The 17,538-nt window shown below is 71.6% G+C and carries 16 protein-coding genes and 1 tRNA gene; 9 read left to right on the top strand and 8 right to left on the bottom strand.

The features are described 5' to 3' along the window. Positions 1 to 168 precede the first annotated feature (168 nt). On the bottom strand, positions 169 to 639 hold the full coding sequence (locus ACIRB4_RS22365; protein ID WP_403293698.1) for a RidA family protein: 471 nt from the start codon (positions 637 to 639) through the stop codon (positions 169 to 171). After that, positions 636 to 794, bottom strand: coding sequence for a DUF4177 domain-containing protein (locus tag ACIRB4_RS22360; protein ID WP_086785308.1), 159 nt, complete (start codon positions 792 to 794; stop codon positions 636 to 638). The genes ACIRB4_RS22365 and ACIRB4_RS22360 overlap by 4 nt, the downstream gene beginning before the upstream one ends. A 141-nt stretch (positions 795 to 935) precedes the next feature. Between ACIRB4_RS22360 and ACIRB4_RS22355 the strand changes: the two genes are divergently transcribed. After that, positions 936 to 1,898 (top strand): ArsA family ATPase, encoded by a 963-nt coding sequence (locus ACIRB4_RS22355; protein WP_403293695.1) that lies wholly within the window; start codon positions 936 to 938, stop codon positions 1,896 to 1,898. Beyond that, positions 1,895 to 3,253: an ArsA-related P-loop ATPase gene (locus ACIRB4_RS22350; protein ID WP_403293693.1), complete on the top strand. Its 1,359-nt coding sequence runs from the start codon at positions 1,895 to 1,897 to the stop codon at positions 3,251 to 3,253. The genes ACIRB4_RS22355 and ACIRB4_RS22350 overlap by 4 nt, the downstream gene beginning before the upstream one ends. Before the next feature lie 82 nt (positions 3,254 to 3,335). Here ACIRB4_RS22350 and ACIRB4_RS22345 read toward each other — a convergent pair whose 3' ends face one another. Further along, entirely contained in the window at positions 3,336 to 3,680 is a 345-nt protein-coding gene (locus ACIRB4_RS22345) for a WhiB family transcriptional regulator (protein WP_026058363.1), read from the bottom strand. Positions 3,681 to 4,260: 580 nt separating this feature from the next. Here ACIRB4_RS22345 and ACIRB4_RS22340 point away from each other — a divergent pair. Then, the gene (locus ACIRB4_RS22340; protein WP_403293691.1) at positions 4,261 to 6,504 is read left to right on the top strand and encodes a transglycosylase domain-containing protein; all 2,244 of its coding nucleotides are present in this window, start codon (positions 4,261 to 4,263) and stop codon (positions 6,502 to 6,504) included. An 86-nt stretch (positions 6,505 to 6,590) separates the two neighbouring features. Here the strand turns inward: ACIRB4_RS22340 and ACIRB4_RS22335 are convergent, their stop codons facing one another. Continuing rightward, positions 6,591 to 7,055, bottom strand: coding sequence for a GatB/YqeY domain-containing protein (locus ACIRB4_RS22335; RefSeq protein ID WP_403293689.1), 465 nt, complete (start codon positions 7,053 to 7,055; stop codon positions 6,591 to 6,593). 122 nt (positions 7,056 to 7,177) lie between these two features. On the opposite strand from ACIRB4_RS22335, the gene ACIRB4_RS22330 reads away from it, so the two are divergent. The 4 genes from ACIRB4_RS22330 (at position 7,178) to ACIRB4_RS22315 (ending at position 10,670) form a co-directional block, all read left to right on the top strand. Then, positions 7,178 to 8,116 carry a metallophosphoesterase gene (locus ACIRB4_RS22330; RefSeq protein WP_403293687.1) on the top strand — a complete coding sequence of 313 codons (939 nt, stop codon included), beginning with the start codon at positions 7,178 to 7,180 and terminating at the stop codon, positions 8,114 to 8,116. A gap of 163 nt (positions 8,117 to 8,279) precedes the next feature. After that, positions 8,280 to 8,353: transfer RNA gene (locus ACIRB4_RS22325), tRNA-Pro, on the top strand. 821 nt (positions 8,354 to 9,174) lie between these two features. Beyond that, the gene (locus ACIRB4_RS22320) at positions 9,175 to 10,290 is read left to right on the top strand and encodes a protein kinase (RefSeq protein ID WP_403293685.1); all 1,116 of its coding nucleotides are present in this window, start codon (positions 9,175 to 9,177) and stop codon (positions 10,288 to 10,290) included. Between the two features lie 92 nt (positions 10,291 to 10,382). Next, on the top strand, positions 10,383 to 10,670 hold the full coding sequence (locus ACIRB4_RS22315; protein ID WP_403293683.1) for a hypothetical protein: 288 nt from the start codon (positions 10,383 to 10,385) through the stop codon (positions 10,668 to 10,670). 10 nt (positions 10,671 to 10,680) lie between these two features. On the opposite strand, the gene ACIRB4_RS22310 is transcribed toward ACIRB4_RS22315, so the two are convergent. Then, on the bottom strand, positions 10,681 to 11,511 hold the full coding sequence (locus ACIRB4_RS22310) for a class I SAM-dependent methyltransferase (protein WP_403293682.1): 831 nt from the start codon (positions 11,509 to 11,511) through the stop codon (positions 10,681 to 10,683). Between the two features lie 61 nt (positions 11,512 to 11,572). On the opposite strand from ACIRB4_RS22310, the gene ACIRB4_RS22305 reads away from it, so the two are divergent. Then, complete coding sequence (locus ACIRB4_RS22305) at positions 11,573 to 13,396, top strand: prolyl oligopeptidase family serine peptidase (protein ID WP_403293680.1); 1,824 nt, start codon at positions 11,573 to 11,575, stop codon at positions 13,394 to 13,396. Between the two features lie 22 nt (positions 13,397 to 13,418). Next, positions 13,419 to 14,159, top strand: a complete 741-nt coding sequence (locus ACIRB4_RS22300) for an SURF1 family protein (protein ID WP_403293678.1) — start codon at positions 13,419 to 13,421, stop codon at positions 14,157 to 14,159. A 116-nt stretch (positions 14,160 to 14,275) separates the two neighbouring features. Here ACIRB4_RS22300 and ACIRB4_RS22295 read toward each other — a convergent pair whose 3' ends face one another. From ACIRB4_RS22295 to ACIRB4_RS22285, 3 genes are all read right to left on the bottom strand, one after another. Continuing rightward, entirely contained in the window at positions 14,276 to 15,457 is a 1,182-nt protein-coding gene (locus ACIRB4_RS22295; RefSeq protein WP_403293676.1) for a hypothetical protein, read from the bottom strand. Next, positions 15,454 to 16,041 carry a SigE family RNA polymerase sigma factor gene (locus ACIRB4_RS22290; RefSeq protein WP_403294015.1) on the bottom strand — a complete coding sequence of 196 codons (588 nt, stop codon included), beginning with the start codon at positions 16,039 to 16,041 and terminating at the stop codon, positions 15,454 to 15,456. Before ACIRB4_RS22290 ends, ACIRB4_RS22295 begins: the two co-directional genes overlap by 4 nt. A gap of 414 nt (positions 16,042 to 16,455) precedes the next feature. Next, entirely contained in the window at positions 16,456 to 17,535 is a 1,080-nt protein-coding gene (locus ACIRB4_RS22285) for an aspartate-semialdehyde dehydrogenase (protein WP_403294013.1), read from the bottom strand. Positions 17,536 to 17,538: the final 3 nt, after the last annotated feature.

Below are 17,538 nucleotides of genomic sequence, written 5' to 3'. Positions count from 1 at the left end.
CGCCGCCCCCCCCCCCCCCCCCCGCCCCCGCGGCCCCCCCCCCCCCCCCCCCCGCCCCCGGCCCCCCCCCCCCCCCGGGGGGCCCCCCCCCCAAGAACCGCCGCCCCGGACGCACGAGAGCCGATCCCCCCGGGCAGGAGGAACCGGCTCTTCGCGGACGGCGGGACGTCAGTCCTGTTCGAGCTCCACCTGGACCTCGACCTCGACCGGGGCGTCCAGCGGCAGCACCGCCACACCCACCGCGCTGCGCGCGTGCACACCCTTGTCGCCGAGGACCGCGCCGAGCAGCTCGCTGGCGCCGTTGATGACGCCCGGCTGCCCGGTGAAGTCGGCGGCGGAGGCGACGAAGCCCACGACCTTCACGACCCGCTTGATCCGGTCCAGGTCACCGGCGACGGACTTCACGGCCGCGAGGGCGTTCAGCGCGCAGGTGGCCGCGAGCTCCTTGGCCTCCTCGGCGGTGACCTCTCCGCCGACCTTCCCGGTCACCGGAAGCTTGCCCTCCACCATCGGCAGCTGGCCCGAGGTGTAGACGTACACGCCCGACCGCACGGCCGGCTGGTACGCGGCCAGCGGCGGTACGACCTCGGGCAGGGTCAGTCCCAGCTCGGCCAGCTTGGCCTCTACGGCCCCGCTCACGGCTTCGGCCGCTTCAGGTAGGCCACGAGCTGCTCGGGGTTGTTCGGCCCGGGCACGACCTGGACGAGCTCCCACCCGTCCTCGCCCCAGGTGTCCAGAATCTGCTTCGTCGCGTGCACGAGAAGGGGCACGGTCGCGTATTCCCACTTGGTCATGGAGCCGACTGTATCCGCTGCCCCACCCGGCCTCCCGCACGGGCGACCCCGACGTCTCCCCCGCTCTCCCGCACGGGCGACCAAGACTCGGATGGGGCGGCGGTGGCCCGGGCTTCGGCGCCAGTGGTTAGGCTCGAAGGCGTGAGCAGGCTCCAGGTCGTCAGCGGCAAGGGCGGTACCGGTAAGACGACGGTCGCCGCCGCCCTCGCGCTCGCCCTCGCGACGGAGGGCAAGCGGACCCTTCTCGTGGAGGTCGAAGGCAGACAGGGCATCGCACAGCTCTTCGAGACGGAGGCCCTTCCGTACGAGGAACGCAAGATCGCCGTCGCCCCGGGCGGCGGCGAGGTCTTCGCTCTGGCCATCGACGCCGAGCGCGCCCTCCTCGACTACCTCCAGATGTTCTACAAACTCGGCAGCGCCGGCCGGGCCCTGAAGAAACTCGGCGCGATCGACTTCGCGACGACGATCGCCCCCGGCGTACGGGACGTGCTGCTGACCGGCAAGGCGTGCGAGGCGGTCCGCCGGCGCGAGAAGCACGGCGGCCACACCTACGACCACATCGTCATGGACGCGCCCCCGACCGGCCGGATCACCCGCTTCCTCAACGTCAACGACGAGGTGGCGGGCCTGGCCAGGATCGGTCCGATACACAACCAGGCGCAGGCCGTGATGCGGGTGCTGAAGTCCCCCGAGACGGCCGTGCACCTGGTGACCCTGCTGGAGGAGATGCCGGTCCAGGAGACCGCGGACGGCATCGCGGAGCTCCGGGAAGCGGAGCTGCCGGTCGGCAACGTCATCGTGAACATGGTCCGTCCGCACGTCCTCGACGAGGAGGCGGTACGGGCGGCCTCCGGAGACCACCGGGACGCGATCGCGAGGACCCTCGCCGCGGCGGGCGTCAGCGGCGGTACGAAGCTGGTCGGCCCGCTCCTCGAACAGGCGGCGGACCACGCCCAGCGCGTGGAGCTGGAGCGCGAACAGCGGGCGGTCCTCGCCGGGCTCGGCGTGCCGTCGTACGAACTTCCCTTCCTGGGGGACGGGGCGGACATCGCCGGCCTGTACCGGCTGGCGAAGGAACTGCGGAAGCAAGGGGTGGGCGCGTGACGGCGAAGGACGTTATCCCGGTCCCGGGGAACGGGCTCGACTCCGCGCCCGCCCTGGAACTCGATCCGCTCATCGACGACCCGGGCACCCGGATCATCGTGTGCTGCGGCGCCGGCGGGGTCGGCAAGACGACGACGGCGGCGGCCCTCGGCGTACGCGCGGCCGAGCGTGGCAGGCGGGTGGTCGTCCTGACGATCGACCCGGCGCGGCGGCTCGCCCAGTCGATGGGGATCGACTCGCTCGACAACGTCCCCCGCAGGGTCGACGGCATCAAGGGCTCGGGCTCCGGCGAACTGCACGCCATGATGCTGGACATGAAGCGGACCTTCGACGAGATCGTCGAGGCGCACGCCGACCCCGAACGGGCCAGGGCGATCCTGGATAACCCCTTCTACCAGTCCCTGTCGGCCGGTTTCGCCGGTACGCAGGAGTACATGGCGATGGAGAAGCTCGGGCAGCTGCGGGCCCGCGACGAGTGGGACCTGATCGTCGTCGACACCCCGCCGTCCCGCTCCGCGCTCGACTTCCTGGACGCGCCGAAGCGGCTGGGGTCCTTCCTCGACGGGAAGTTCATCAAGCTCCTCATGGCGCCCGCGAAGATGGGCGGCCGGGCGGGGATGAAGTTCCTCAATGTCGGCATGTCGATGATGACGGGGACCCTGGGGAAGCTGCTGGGGGGTCAGTTCCTGAAGGACGTACAGACCTTCGTGGCCGCCATGGACACCATGTTCGGCGGCTTCCGGACCCGGGCGGACGCGACGTACAGGCTGCTCCAGGCCCCGGGCACGGCCTTCCTCGTGGTCGCGACGCCGGAGCGGGACGCTCTGCGCGAGGCCGCTTACTTCGTGGAGCGGCTGGCGGCCGAGGAGATGCCGCTGGCCGGTCTGGTCCTCAACCGCGTCCACGGCAGCGGCGCCGCCCGGCTGTCGGCCGATCGGGCGCGGGCCGCCGCGGAAAATCTTGACGAGGGGCGCATTGTGGATCAGGGGGCCGGGAAGACTGCTGGGCGTGGCCCCCGGGAGACTTCCGCGGAGCCGTCGGACACCGCCACCGCCGCCGTACCTCCCGCACGACCCGTAACACCCGAGACACCCGAAGCACCTGAGACACCCGAGGCTGCCCCCACAGCAGAGCACGACCCGGATGTCCAGCAGTTGACCGCGGGGCTGCTCCGTCTGCACGCCGAGCGGATGCAGGTCCTCGCACGCGAACAGCGCACACGCGACCGCTTCACCGCGCTCCACCCTGAGGTGGCGGTCGCCGAAGTGGCCGCGCTGCCCGGCGATGTACACGATCTCGCCGGCCTGCGGGCCATCGGTGATCGGCTCACGGCCGGACGTATGCGTTCGGCCTGAGTTGGTACGGGACGTGCCTCCGGTCCAGCCCGGCCCGACTCGGTAAGCCGGTCCGACCAAGTCCAGCCCGGTCCGACCCGGTCTAGCCCACCGCGGCGTACGCCTCGTACGTCGCGTCGTCCTCCATCGCCACGGGCAGCAGGCCCGCGCCGCGCTCGTACTCCGTACGCGCGGTCTCGAGCAGCCGTCGCCACGAGGTGACGGTCGGCCGCCGACGCAGCAGGGCACGGCGCTCACGCTCCGTCATACCGCCCCACACGCCGAACTCCACGCGGTTGTCGAGGGCGTCGGCCAGGCACTCGGTCCGCACCGGGCACCCGGTGCACACCGCCTTCGCCCTGTTCTGCGCCGCGCCCTGCACGAAAAGTTCATCCGGATCGGTAGTGCGGCAGGCCGCCTGCGCACTCCAGTCAGCTACCCAGCCCATACCGGCGCCGTCCTCTCCCGAATCGAGGCTCCCCCACGGCGGTAGCGGCATATTCACCGCTACCAGTTGGTGACGTTACGGAAGGTGGGCACAGCGCAACACCCCCTTCGGGCCCAATCTTGAATGGCCCGAACGGACTATGCGTACGCGGCAGATCACCCAGGGGAGTGACCCGGGGACATGCGCACCCAAACCGGCATACCGGCACGGATGACGCTTCCGCGACGGGGTCACCGGGGACGTCGGGTGACGCATGGGGCGGATTCGGGCATGGGTTCCCACGATTCGGGTTCACGGGTGTCCACACCGACGTCACGCCCGGCCCTTTGATGCGGGACCACACTGCTGTGACAGTTGAGAGCAGCTTAGGCCAAGGCCTGTACGCGTGTCCGGCAAATGAGAGCGGTGACGCCCCCGGCGCGTCGCCCGGCGCCGCGCCCACCGCCACGCGCGCGTACACCAAGCGCCATGGGCCGCCGGACGCCAAGCACCGTGGGCGGATGTCACGGTCTGGTACGCGAACGCTCCGAGAGGCCCCCGCTCCTGCGGAACGCCACCACCTACGGATTAGGCTGCCCCCATGGCAAACAAGCGCTCGGGTGGAGGTCTGACCGGGACCCAGCAGGCCGCGAAGTTCCTCGGTGTCAGCGTGCTCGCCGGGGCCGTGCTGGCGGGCATCGCCCTGCCCGCGGCCGGGGCACTGGGGCTGGCGGCGAAGGGCACGGTCGAGGGGTTCGACGAAATCCCGTCCAACCTGAAGACACCGCCGCTGAGTCAGCGCACCACGATCCTCGACTCCGAGGGCGGCCACCTCGCCACCGTGTACTCGCGCGACCGGAAGGTCGTGCCGCTGGAGAAGATCTCCCCGTACATGCAGAAGGCGATCGTCGCGATCGAGGACTCCCGCTTCTACGAGCACGGAGCCGTCGACCTCAAGGGCGTGCTGCGCGCGATCAACCGCAACGCCCAGTCGGGCGGCGTGGCACAGGGCGCGTCCACGCTCACCCAGCAGTATGTGAAGAACGTCTTCGTGGAGGAGGCGGGCGACGACCCCGAGAAGGTCGCCCAGGCCACCCAGCAGACCATCGGCCGCAAGGTGCGCGAACTGAAGTACGCGATCCAGGTCGAGGAGGAGCTGGGGAAGAAGAAGATCCTCGAGAACTACCTCAACATCACCTTCTTCGGTCAGCAGGCGTACGGCATCGAGGCGGCCTCCCAGCGCTACTTCTCCAAGCCCGCCGCCGACCTCCGCCTGGAGGAGGCCGCGATGATGGCCGGCCTCGTCCAGTCGCCGAGCCGCTACGACCCGGTCAACGACGTCCAGGAAGCCACCAAGCGGCGCAACGTGGTGCTGCAGCGCATGGCCGAGGTGAAGGACATCAGCCAGGCCGAGGCGGACCGGGCCAAGGCCACCCCGATCAAGCTGAAGGTGAAGGCGCCGCGGAACGGCTGCATCACCGCGGTCGACGGCGCCGGCTTCTTCTGCGACTACGTCCGCAAGACGATCCTGACCGACCCGGTCTTCGGCAAGACGGCCGAGGAACGGCAGAAGCTGTGGAACCTCGGCGGCCTGACCATCAGGACCACGCTCGCCCCGCGGGCGCAGGAGGCGGCGAACGCGGCCGCCGTCGCCAAGATCAACGAGGACGACAAGGTCGCCGCCTCGGTGGTCCAGGTCGAGCCGGGCAGCGGCAAGATCCTGTCGATGGGTCAGTCCCGCCCGTACGGCCTGGACCAGAAGCAGCACCAGACCACGCTCAACCTGGCCGTCGGCAGCAAGATGGGCGGCACCACCTACGGCTTCCAGGTCGGCTCGACGTTCAAGCCGATCACGGCCGCGGCGGCGCTGGAGAAGGGGCTGAGCCCGGCGCAGTCCTTCGCCACCCCGTGGAAGATCACGATCCCCATGAACTCGTACACCACCTGCGCCGGCGGCCCGGCCGGTACCGGCGACTGGGTGCTGCAGAACGAGCTGGAGTCCGAGGCCGGCAGCTGGGACATGACGAGCGCGCTCGGCAAGTCCATCAACACGTACTTTGCGAAGCTGGAACAGATGGCCGGCCTCTGCGAGACGATCGAGATGGCGAAGAAGATGGGGTACGAGCGGGAGCTCGGCAAGAAGCTCAAGGAGCTTCCGTCGATCACCCTCGGCGGCCAGGAGGCCACCCCGCTGGACATGGCCGCCGTGTACGCCACCTTCGCCAACCGGGGCACGTACTGCACGCCGATCGCCATCGAGTCGATCAGGACGGCGTCCGGCGAGAACCTGAAGGTGCCGCGGACCGAGTGCTCGCGCGCGATGAGCGAGCGGACCGCCGACACGATCAACCAGATGCTGAAGGGTGTCGTCGAGGACGGCACCGGTACGAAGGCCGGTCTGAGCGACCGCGACAACGCCGGTAAGACGGGTACGACGAACGACCGCAAGGACGCCTGGTTCGTCGGCTATACGCCGAACCTGTCCACGGCGGTGTGGGTCGGCGACGACGTCGGCGAGAAGACCTCGATGTACGACATCGTCATCGGCGGCGTGACCTACGACAAGGTCTGCGGTGGCTGCCTGCCCGGCCCCATCTGGAAGATCGCGATGACCGGCGCGCTCAGCGCCGGCGAGACGCCGAACTTCGCCCCCATCTCCGTACCGCGCGGCGACAAGCCCGAGGACAAGGAGAAGGACAGGAGGCCGGGCGGCGACGACAAGCCGGGCGACCGCGAGCCGGGCAACGGCGGCGGCGGGCTGCCGGAGATCACCATCCCGCCGGACCTGATCGGCGGAGGCAACGGCCGCGGCAACGGGAACGGCGGGGGCGGCAACGGCCGGTAGGACGACGTAGGACATGTGCGAGGGGCGCCCCCCGGGTCTGGGGGGCGCCCCTCACGCGTACGTACAGAAAAAACGGGCCCGGCGCGTCAGCCCGCGAGGAGCTTCTTGACGGTCGCGGCGACCCGCCCGCCCTCGGCGCGGCCGGCGACCTTCGGGTTCACGATCTTCATGACGGCGCCCATCGCGCGCGGCCCCTCGGCGCCCGCACTCGTGGCCTCGGCGACGGCCGCGGCGACGATCTGCTCCAGCTCCTCGTCGCTGAGCTGCTGCGGCAGGTACGCGTCGAGGATGACGCCCTCCGCCTTCTCCCGCTCGGCCGACTCGGCGCGACCGCCCTGGGCGAAGGCGTCCGCGGCCTCACGGCGCTTCTTCGCCTCCTTGGCGATCACCTTCTGCACCTCGTCGTCGGAGAGTTCGCGCTTGGTCTTGCCGGCGACCTCCTCCTTCGTGATCGCGGCGAGGGTGAGCCGCAGCGTCGAGGAGCGGAGCTCGTCGCGCTCCTTGATGGCGGCGTTGAGGTCGTCCTGCAGCTTGGCCTTGAGCGTGGTCATGGGGCCAAGTGTGTCAGGTGGGGCGCGCTGCCCGCCCGCGCATTAACGCTCGCTCGTGCGGACCACCCCCGGGTGGCCGCCCGCACGGCAACGGAACCGGCTCCGTCTGCGACGATGGAGGGATGCGCGCACGGTACGGGATCCCCCTGAAGATCACGGCAGGTCTCACGGCGACGGCCGCGGCCGGACTCGTCTACGCGGCGGGCTTCGAGGCCCGCTCGTTCCGGCTCCGACGGGTGACGGTCCCCGTCCTCCCGCGCGGCATGCGCGATCTTCGGGTCCTTCAGGTCTCCGACATCCACATGGTGTGCGGTCAGCGCAAGAAGCGGGCGTGGCTGCAGTCGCTGGCGGGCCTGCGCCCGGACTTCGTCGTCAACACCGGCGACAACCTCTCCGACACGGACGCGGTGCCGGAGGTCGTGGACGCGCTCGGCCCGCTGATGGAGTTCCCGGGCGTGTACGTCTTCGGCTCCAACGACTACTACGGCCCGCGGCTGCGCAACCCCGCCCGCTATCTGCTGGAGAAGACCCAGGGCCGCCACGGCCTGAACGGCAACGCACCGGTGGTCGGCGCGATCCACAACCCGTGGGAGGGCATGCGTGACGCGTTCGACGCGGCGGGCTGGGTGAACCTGACGAACACCCGCGGCCGGCTCAAGCTCCCGGACCTGGAGCTCGCCTTCACCGGCCTGGACGACCCGCACATCAAGCGCGACCGCTACGCCCAGGTGGCCGGCGGCCCCGACTCCTCGGCCGACTTCTCGATGGGCGTGGTCCACGCCCCGTATCTGCGCACGCTCGACTCCTTCACGGCGGACGGCTACGAACTGATCCTGGCGGGCCACACCCACGGCGGCCAGCTGTGCGTCCCCTTCTACGGCGCCCTCGTGACCAACTGCGACCTGGACACGGACCGGGTCAAGGGCCTGTCCACGCACACGGCGGAGGGCCGGACCTCCTTCCTCCACGTCTCGGCGGGCTGCGGCACCAACCGCTTCACCCCGGTCCGCTTCGCCTGCCCACCGGAGGCGACCTTGCTGACACTGACGGCGCGGGACTGAGGGGGGGGCGCGCGTTCGCCTTCCGGGGCCCCGGACTCATGATCATCGGTCTGGACCGCGTCCGACCTGCGGCTCGGGGCAGCGAAAACCGGATTTCGTCTCCGGGCGCCGGTGGGCTAAAGTAATCGATGTCGCCGCGACGTGAAGTACAGAGCAGCGACATCGGGGTGTAGCGCAGCTTGGCAGCGCGCTTCGTTCGGGACGAAGAGGTCGTGGGTTCAAATCCCGCCACCCCGACAGAGAAGTACCAGGTCAGGGGCCTGATCCGCGAGAGCGGGTCGGGCCTCTGACTCGTTTCCGAGGTCCCCTTGGGAGCCGGTTCTGATCCACCGCGAGGGCGGTCCTGCGGTACACGGCCGCAGCCAGGGCCCACGTCGCCAGATCCTGATCCTTCCCGGAAGCGGCGCTCGTCTCGAGGTCGCGAATCACCTGATCCAGGTCACGTACAGAACACTCAAACCCGTGGCCGGGTCCTCAAGTGCTCCGCGTATCACTTCTAGTCGGTTGAACGCCTCGTCCCTCCGTCGTACCAGCTCCGTCGAGGATGGGTTTCCCTGGCGCGGCCAGACAGTCACCTTGATCCGCATCGACGCCGAGGGAGTCGTCACTCAAGCCACCCGCCTCACCGAGAAGCGGACCATGCTGGCCAAGCGGAGACGAAAGATCTGATACTTGCCGCATGGCCTGGGCAATGGTCTCAGGATGTCTGCCTGGTGGACGACCTCAAGGTCGCCCGCGAAGAGATGAGTTGAGCTGGGTCAGGCAGGTGCAGGGACGCGCTGGCCGCACAAGTAGCCCCTTGGCAAAGGGGAGTGGCAGCACGGACTCCGGGACGAAGGGGCGTGCGCCGGATCTGACGTCTCGGCAGTCGGAGTACCGGGGGCCCGGGCCGCGAGAGCGGGTCGGGGCCCTGGCTCGTTTCGAGGTGGGGGGGACCGAGGGGTGGCTCGGGATCGGAGCAGTGATCGGGTCGCTCTACTCTGGAGTGTTCCTGTCAGGTGGCTGACCGACGAAAGGCTGGGTCTCAGGTGCTGGTCGCGGACCGATATCGGCTTCAGATGTGTATCGGGCGTGGCGGCATGGGCGAGGTGTGGCAGGCCACCGACGAGGTCCTCGGCCGGGCCGTCGCCGTGAAGCTGATGCTCGGGCACGAGTCGGATCCTTCGGCGGGTGAGCGGTTCCGGCTGGAGGCGCAGACGGCGGCGCGGCTGAGTCATCCGCATGTCGTGGGCGTCTTCGACTTCGGTACGTGGGACGGAAAGCTGTTCCTCGTCATGGAGTTGGTCGACGGGCCCAGCCTCGCAGCCGACGCGGGCGGCCCCTCGGCGCTGCCCCCGGAGCGGGTCGCCGTCATCGCCGCGCACGCCGCCGCCGGGCTGGCCGCCGCCCATCGCGAGGGTGTGGTGCACCGGGACATCAAGCCCGGGAACCTGCTGGTCGACGCGGGCGGGGCCGTGAAGCTCGCCGACTTCGGCATCGCCCGGTTCGTCGACGATCCGTCGGCCGCGCTCACCACCACCGGGCAGATCGTCGGCACCGGCCTCTATCTCGCCCCGGAGCGCGCGCTCGGGCAGCCCGCCTCGCCGGCGTCCGACGTGTACTCGCTGGGCTGCGTGCTGTACCAACTCCTCACCGGACGGCCCCCGTTCCAGGGCGACACCGCGACGGCCCTGCTGTACCAGCACATCGACACGCCGCCCGCGCCGCCCCGGCAGCTGGGGGTGGGACTGCCGGCCGCGTTCGAGGCGTACCTCCTCACGCTGCTGGCCAAGCAGCCGGAGCAGCGGCCCACCGCCCGGGCCATCGCCGACTGGTTCGCCTCCGGGGCCTGGCGCGAACATCCTCAGCCGCCTCTCCAGCCCCAGAGCCGGCCCGTACCGCACACGACCGCACGGATGGCGCCGCAGGGCGGGCACCAGGCGAGACCGCACTCCAGACCCTCGACGAGACCCCGGACCGGACCCTCGGCCGTGCCGCCGTCGCGTCGGCAGGCGCCGCGGCGTGCCGAGAGCGGACTCGCGGAGCTCTCCCGGCGCCGTCCGAGGAAGACGGCCGCCGTGGCCGGGGGCATCGCGTTCGTGGTCTTCCTGCTCATCGGCATGGCCTGGCTCTCGCCGGACGGCACGTCGAACGAGATCCCCGTGGCCGACCCGACGGTGACCGCCCCTCGCTGACGCCAGCCGCCGGACCGCCCGTCGAACCGCGCGTTGACCCGAACGGGGGCCGTGGGGTGGCCCGGCCCGGTGCCGTCCGTTCCCCTGGATACATGGACATCAGGCAGGTACCCCGGACCGCCGTACCCGCCGCCGTCGTACTCGTCCTCGCCCTCGTCTACGTACTCGGCGGCGGGCCGGCCGCCGCCGATCAGCCCGGTCCGGCTGGAGTCCAGCCCGAGACCCGTTCCGAGACCGTCGACGACTCCGGTCCCTCCGGCCTCGCGCTCGGCCTCGGCGCCACCGCGCTGGCCGCCGCGGTCGCCACCACCCTCGTACGCAAGCGGCCACCACCGCCGCCGCCACCGACGGAGCCGGTGGCGGACAGATCCCGCGGTTGACCGCGCGGCCTCACTCCGGGCGGGACGCCTTGAGCGAGTACATCAGCGGGACGCGCGGGCGGTCGGCGGGGAAGCGGTAGTACCCGTCCTCCCGCCGCCGCAGCGTTCCGAAGCGCGGGACGAGCGAGACGTCGTGCTCGTGCAGGAACTCGATCCGCAGTCCGGCCCTGGCTATCGCCGTCACGACCTCGCCGACCGGATGCACCCACTCCACGCTGCGGTTGTGGACGGTGGCGGCGTCGACGTCGGCGTACGTCCCCGGAGTGGTGTCCACCCAGGCGTCGCGGGTGAAGTAGTCGTGCACGACCCGCGTCCCCGTCTCGTCGTCCAGGGAGTCGGCGAGCGGATGGAACTCCGCGACGTACAGGAAGCCGCCGGGGGCGACGAGCGCGGCGGCGGTCTCGGCCCAGCGGTCGATGTCCGGCAGCCAGCACAGCGCCCCCGTGCCGGTGTAGACGATGTCGTACGAGGAGTCGGGGACGGCCTCGACGGCGTCATAGGCGTCGGCGGCGACGAACGCGGCCCGGTCGGGGGCGAGGCCGAGGTCGGCGGCGAGCGAGCGGGCGGTTTCGACGGCGGGCTCGGAGAAGTCGAGGCCGACGACGTGCGAGGCGCCGTGCCGGGCCCAGGAGAGGGTGTCCAGGCCGATGTGGCACTGGAGGTGGAGCAGCGAGCGGCCGGTGACGTCGCCGACCTCCGCGAGTTCGAAGTCGCGCAGTGCCTCCTTGCCGGCCCGGAACGCGTCGAGGTCGTAGAACTCACTGGCGGCGTGGATGGCGACGCGTTCGTCCCAGCGGGCCCGGTTGGTCTCGCGCCAGTCGGCGGGGGTCGGTGAGTACATGGCCGGAGGTTATCCACAGGCTGAGGACGATGCGAGCGGTTTGTCGGCGGCACGGAGCATGATGGGGGCCATGACTGAGACCAATGACTTCGCCGACATGCCCCTGTGGGAGCAGCGCTTCCGGGCGCCGCGCGTGTCCCTGCCCGAGTGGGCCGAGGAGGCGCCGGACCGTTCGCTGTTCGTGTCCAACGCGACGGGTACGTACGAGCTGTACGCCTGGGACCGGGCGAGCGGCACGCAGCGGCAGGTCACGGACCGGCCGAACGGGACGACGGACGGCATGCTGTCCCCGGACGGCCGGTGGATCTGGTGGTTCTCCGACAAGGACGGGGACGAGTTCGGGGTGTGGATGCGCCAGCCCTTCGAGGGCGGCGCGGACGAGCCGGCGGTGCCCGGGCTCGCGCCCTCCTATCCGGCGGGGCTCGCGATCGGCCGGGACGGCACGGTCGTCGTGGGCCGCTCGACGGACGAGGAGGGATCGACGGTCCATCTCGTACGGGACGGCTCGGCGCCGATAGAGATCTACCGGCACCGGGAGTCGGCGGGTGTCGGTGATCTCTCCTACGACGGGTCCCTGATCGCGATCGAGCACACGGAGCACGGGGACGCCATGCACGCGGCGCTGCGCGTGCTGCGGGCCGCGGACTCCTCGGTGCTGGCTGAGCTCGACGACACCCGGGGTGGCACGGAGGAGCTGGGTCTCGCGGTGCTCGGCTTCGCTCCGGTGGCCGGTGACACCCGGCTGCTCGTGGGCCATCAGCGGCGGGGCCGCTGGGAGCCGCTGCTGTGGGACGTGGCGACGGGCGAGGAGACCGATCTCCGGCTCGACCTGCCGGGCGACGTGTCGGCGGAGTGGTATCCGGACGGCTCCGGGCTTCTGATCGTGCACAGCTTCGAGGCACGCAGTGAGCTGTGGCGGTACGACATCGCCACGGGCGCGCTGGTACGGGTCGAGACCCCGGCCGGGTCGGTGTCGGGCGCCACGGCCCGCCCCGACGGCAGCGTGGAGTACCTGTGGTCGTCGGCCGCGCGGCCGCCGGTGGTGCGCTCGACCGCGGGCGGGGTCGTCCTCGACCCGCCGGGCCGGAAGGCCCCGGACTCGGTGCCGGTGGAGGACGTGTGGGTGGAGGGGCCCGGCGGCCGCATCCACGCCCTGGTGCAGCGGCCGGCGGAGGGCGAGGGGCCCTTTCCGACCGTCTTCGAGGTGCACGGCGGTCCGACCTGGCACGACAGCGACGCCTTCGCCTCCGGCCCGGCGGCCTGGATCGACCACGGCTACGCGGTGGTGCGGGTCAATTACCGCGGCTCGACGGGTTACGGCCGGGAGTGGACGGACGCGCTGAAGCACCGGGTCGGTCTGATCGAGCTGGAGGACGTCGCGGCGGTCCGTGAGTGGGCGGTGGTCTCGGGGCTCGCCGACCCGGCGAAGCTGGTCCTGTCGGGCGGGTCCTGGGGCGGTTATCTGACCCTGCTCGGGCTCGGCACCCAGCCGGACTCCTGGTCGGTGGGGCTGGCCGCCGTGCCCGTCGCGGACTATGTGACGGCGTACGAGGACGAGATGGAGGCTCTGAAGGCGCTGGACCGGACGCTGTTCGGCGGCTCGCCGGAGGAGGTGCCGGACCGTTTCGAGGCCTCGTCGCCGCTGACGTACGTGGACAAGGTGACGGCCCCTGTCTACATCTCGGCGGGCGTCAACGACCCGCGCTGCCCGATCCGGCAGATCGACAACTACGTCGAGCGGCTCGCGGCCCGGGGCGCGGTCCACGAGGTGTACCGGTACGACGCGGGGCACGGCTCCCTGGTGGTGGAGGAGCGGATCAAGCAGGTCCGCCTGGAGCTCGCCTTCGCCGCGCGTCACCTGGGGACCCGGCCGGTCGGGGGGTGAGGCGGCTGCGTACCGTGGAGGGGTGTACCGGTTCCTGAGAACGCCCCGCTGGTGGGGGATCAACGTCTTCGTCCTGCTGGCGATCCCGTTCTGCCTGTTCATGGGGACCTGGCAGATGGGCAAGTTCGAGGATCGCGTCGACACCCACCGGGAGGCGGAGCGGGCCCCGGACCCGGGCACGCTGAGGACCGAGCCGCTGGAGAAGCTCCTGCCGGTGGACAAGGAGACCTCCGGCAGGCACGCGGAGGCGAGCGGCCGGTACGGCGAGCAGTTCCTGGTGCCGGATCGTGAGCTCGACGGCCGCAGTGGCGGTTACGTCCTGACGATGCTGCGGACGGACGGTGGCAAGTCCCTGCCGGTGGTACGGGGCTGGCTGCCGGCCGGTGCGAAGGCGCCGGCCCCGCCGTCCGGCGAGGTCACGGTGGTGGGCGCCCTCCAGGCGTCCGAGAACGCCGGCACCAAGGGCGTCCACGCGGCGGGCGGGCTGCCCGAGGGCCAGGTCGGCATGATCAGCGCGGGAGCCCTGATCAACGTGGTCAGCGACGACGTGTACGACGCGTGGGTGACGCTCACCGACTCCCCCGACGGCCTGACCCCGGTCCCGGCGGCGGCCGCGGCGGGCACGTCCCTGGACCTGAAGGCGTTCCAGAACCTCGGCTACACCGCGGAGTGGTTCGTCTTCGCCGGCTTCGTCGTCTTCATGTGGTTCCGCCTGCTGCGCCGCGAGGTGGAGGCCCAGCGGGACGCGGAGCTGGGCCTGTAGCCGCCGGGCGGGTGCCGCCCCGACGGGTGCGGGTGCCGCTGGGTTTCGGTGCCGCTGGGTTTCGGTGCCGGTTCCGGCGGGTGCCGCCCCGGCGGGTGCCGGTGCCGGCCGTCGGGTCAGGACGCGTCCAGCACGCCCGTGCGATAGATCGTTCCGGCACAGGCGTGGGGGATCGTCGTCGCGGCGGCCGGGGCGCCCGGTTCCGCGGTGTGGGTGACCTCGACGCTGCCTTCGGCCGGGGTGCCGTCCTCCGCGCCGAGCTGGGTCGACGCGTCGTTGCTCGCCGATCCGCTGTCGGTCGATCCGGTGGACCCGGACGAGGCCCCGCCGGCGTCCGTCGGGGTGGTGGGATCGGGTGAGGTTCCCGTGGTGGGACAGGTCTCCTTGGGGACCCAGGCGAACTTCACCTCGTAGGCGTTGTCCGGCGCCAGGAGCAGCTTCGGGGATTCCTGCGAGGGGTCGGGCAGTCCGCTCGCCGCGTCCCCTGGCGTGTGGGTGACGACCGTGATCTTGGACGGGTCGGCCGCTCCCTTGGTCGCGAAGCCGACGCTGCCCGCGCCGTTCACCACGCAGTCGCGGCCGGAGACGTTGGCGATGCGGAAGGTGCCGTAGACCTTCCCCTCCGCGTCGGGCGCGCCCGCCCACACCGAGCTGACGCCCAGCTGGTCGGCCTCGCACACGGGTGAGGCGTCCGGCTGTTCGCCGGCGGACGGCTTCGTGCCCGGCTCCGCGCCGCCCGTCTCGCCGGAGGCGGATGCCGCGGGCTTCCCGCCCTCGGCCTCGCCCTGGCGGGGGCCGGTGGTCCCGGTCGGCGTGTCCGCGCCCTTCTCGCCGCCCTCGATCCCGGTCTCGGCGCCGGTGCCGCCCTGGGCCTGCTCGCCGTGTCCGGCGTTGACGGCCTGGTCGGTGGAGGTCCCGCCGGAGTTGGCGACGTGCACGAACGCCGGGACGGCCGTGCCGATCAGCACGACGGCGGCGGCGATGCCGACGATGGCCTGGCGCTTGCGGGCGCGTCGCGCGGGCACCGCGCGGCGCAGATGGTCGAGCGCGCCGTCGGTGGGCTCGAGGTCGGCGACGGCGCCCTGGAGCAGCCGTCGAAGCGCGAGCTCGTCGTCTCCGAAGGGGTCGTCGCCCCCCAGGAGGTCGTCGGCCTGCGCCTTGTCGGGCCCGTCGTTCACAATCCCGTGTCCCAGTCCCATGTCGTCGCGTTCATCGTCGGGCGGCCCACTGGCACCACCGGAGCCGAAGACGCCGCCGGAGCCGCCGTCGAGGCGGGGGTTCGTGTCGCCGGAGCTCATGCCGTCGCCTCCATCGCGACACGCAGCGCCGCGATGCCCCGCGAGCCGTACGCCTTCACCGACCCGAGGGATATGCCGAGCGTCGCGGCGACCTGGGCCTCCGTCATGTCCGCGAAGTACCGCAGGACCAGCACCTCGCGCTGCCGGCGCTGCAGCCCGCGCATCGCCTTGATGAGCGCGTCCCGCTCCAGCTGGTCGTACGCCCCCTCCTCCGCGCTCGCCATGTCCGGCATCGGCTTGGACAGCAGCTTGAGTCCGAGGATGCGGCGGCGCAGCGCGGAACGGGAGAGGTTGACGACCGTCTGACGCAGATAGGCGAGCGTCTTCTCCGGGTCCCGGACGCGGTTGCGCGCCGAGTGGACGCGGATGAACGCCTCCTGCACCACGTCCTCGCAGGAGGCCGTGTCGTCCAGGAGCAGCGCGGCGAGGCCGAGCAGCGAGCGGTAGTGGGCGCGGTAGGTCTCGGTCAGGTGGTCGACGGTGGTGCCCGCCGCCACGGTGCCGTCAGCGCTGTCGCGCGGCGCGGGGATGCCGATCACTCCGGACGTCCGGGCTCTGGCGGGCGTGCGTGCGATCACCGGCATGCCGCCCGCCGGGCGCGGACGCCGGAGCGGGTGCACGACGGTGCCGCGTACGGGGACGGCGACGGGGCCCCTGAGCGGGGCGGCCGCCGCGCCGCGGAGCGGGACGACCGCTGCGATGTCGAGTACCTCTGCCACGCCTGTTGGACACGCTTCCCCCCGTCAGGGTTGTACGCGTACGCCACCGTTTTCGACGGTGTTCCCTTTGCCGTCATGCGCACCCGTTCATCCCCAATGCCCCGTATTCGCAGCACGTTTCGCGGCACACCGCACGGGCGCACGCGGAGACGCTTCCCACCCGACCACCGGTTGCAGTAAGGGAGAAAAACATCCTCGAACATGGCATCGTCCCAGTTCAAGAGCGCTTCGCTGGCGACTTGATCACAGGACGTCCACAGATTCTACGAAATCGAACGGTCACCGGGTGTCGATTTCCGGACGCTCGCGGCGCTCCGGCCGGATGACCGCCTCGGCGATCTGTACGGCGTTGAGGGCGGCGCCCTTGCGGAGGTTGTCGCCGCAGACGAAGAACTCCAGGGACCGTTCGTCGTCCATCGAGCGGCGCACCCGCCCCACCCAGGTGGGGTCCGTGCCCACGACGTCGGCGGGCGTGGGGAAGTCGCCCGCGGCCGGGTCGTCGTACAGGACCACGCCCGGCGAGGTGGCCAGGATCTCGTGCGCGCGCCCGACGGTGACGGGGTGCTCGAAACGCGCGTGGACGGAGACGGAGTGGGCGGTCAGCACGGGTACGCGCACACAGGTGGCGGCGACCGGCAGCCCGGGCAGGCCGAGGATCTTGCGCGTCTCGTGGCGGACGCGGAGCTCCTCGGAGGACCAGCCGTCCTCCATCGGCACCCCCGACCAGGGCACGACGTTGAGGGCGACGGGCCCGGGGAAGGGGCCGGTGTCGTCGCCGACGGCACGCCGTACGTCACCGGGGTGGTTGCCGAGATCGGTCCCGGCCACCAGCGACAGCTGCCGGCGCAGGGCGGCGGCGCCGGCCTGCCCGCCGGCGCTCGCGGCCTGCTGGACGGTCACCACCAGCTCACTGACCCCGAACTCGGCGTGCAGGGCGCCCACGGCGACGATCAGCGCCAGCGTGGAGCAGCCGGGGCTGGCGACGATCCCGCGGGGCCGCACCCGTACCGCGTGCGGGTTGATCTCGGGCACCACCAGCGGCACGTCCGGATCCAGCCGGAAGGCCGCCGACGTGTCCACGACCACCGCGCCCTTGGCGGCGGCGATCGGCGCCCACCGCGCCGCCACGTCCTCGGGCACGAGGAAGAGGGCGAGGTCGACGCCCTCCAGGACGTCCTCGCTCAGCGCGAGGACCTCCGTCTCCACCCCCCGCACGGCCAGCTTGCGGCCGGCCGAGCGGGAGGAGGCGACGAGCCGGATCTCGCCCCAGACGTCGGCGTGCTGCGACAGGAGCTGGAGCATCACCGCACCGACGGCTCCGGTCGCTCCCACGACCGCGAGCGTCGGCTTGCGGCTCAACTG

Origin of the sequence: Streptomyces sp. NPDC093600 (genome assembly GCF_044764755.1) — a bacterium.
Classification (GTDB): Bacteria; Actinomycetota; Actinomycetes; order Streptomycetales; family Streptomycetaceae; genus Streptomyces.
Note: the sequence above shows the minus strand (reverse complement) of the source record. Positions and strands in the feature narration are given on the sequence as shown.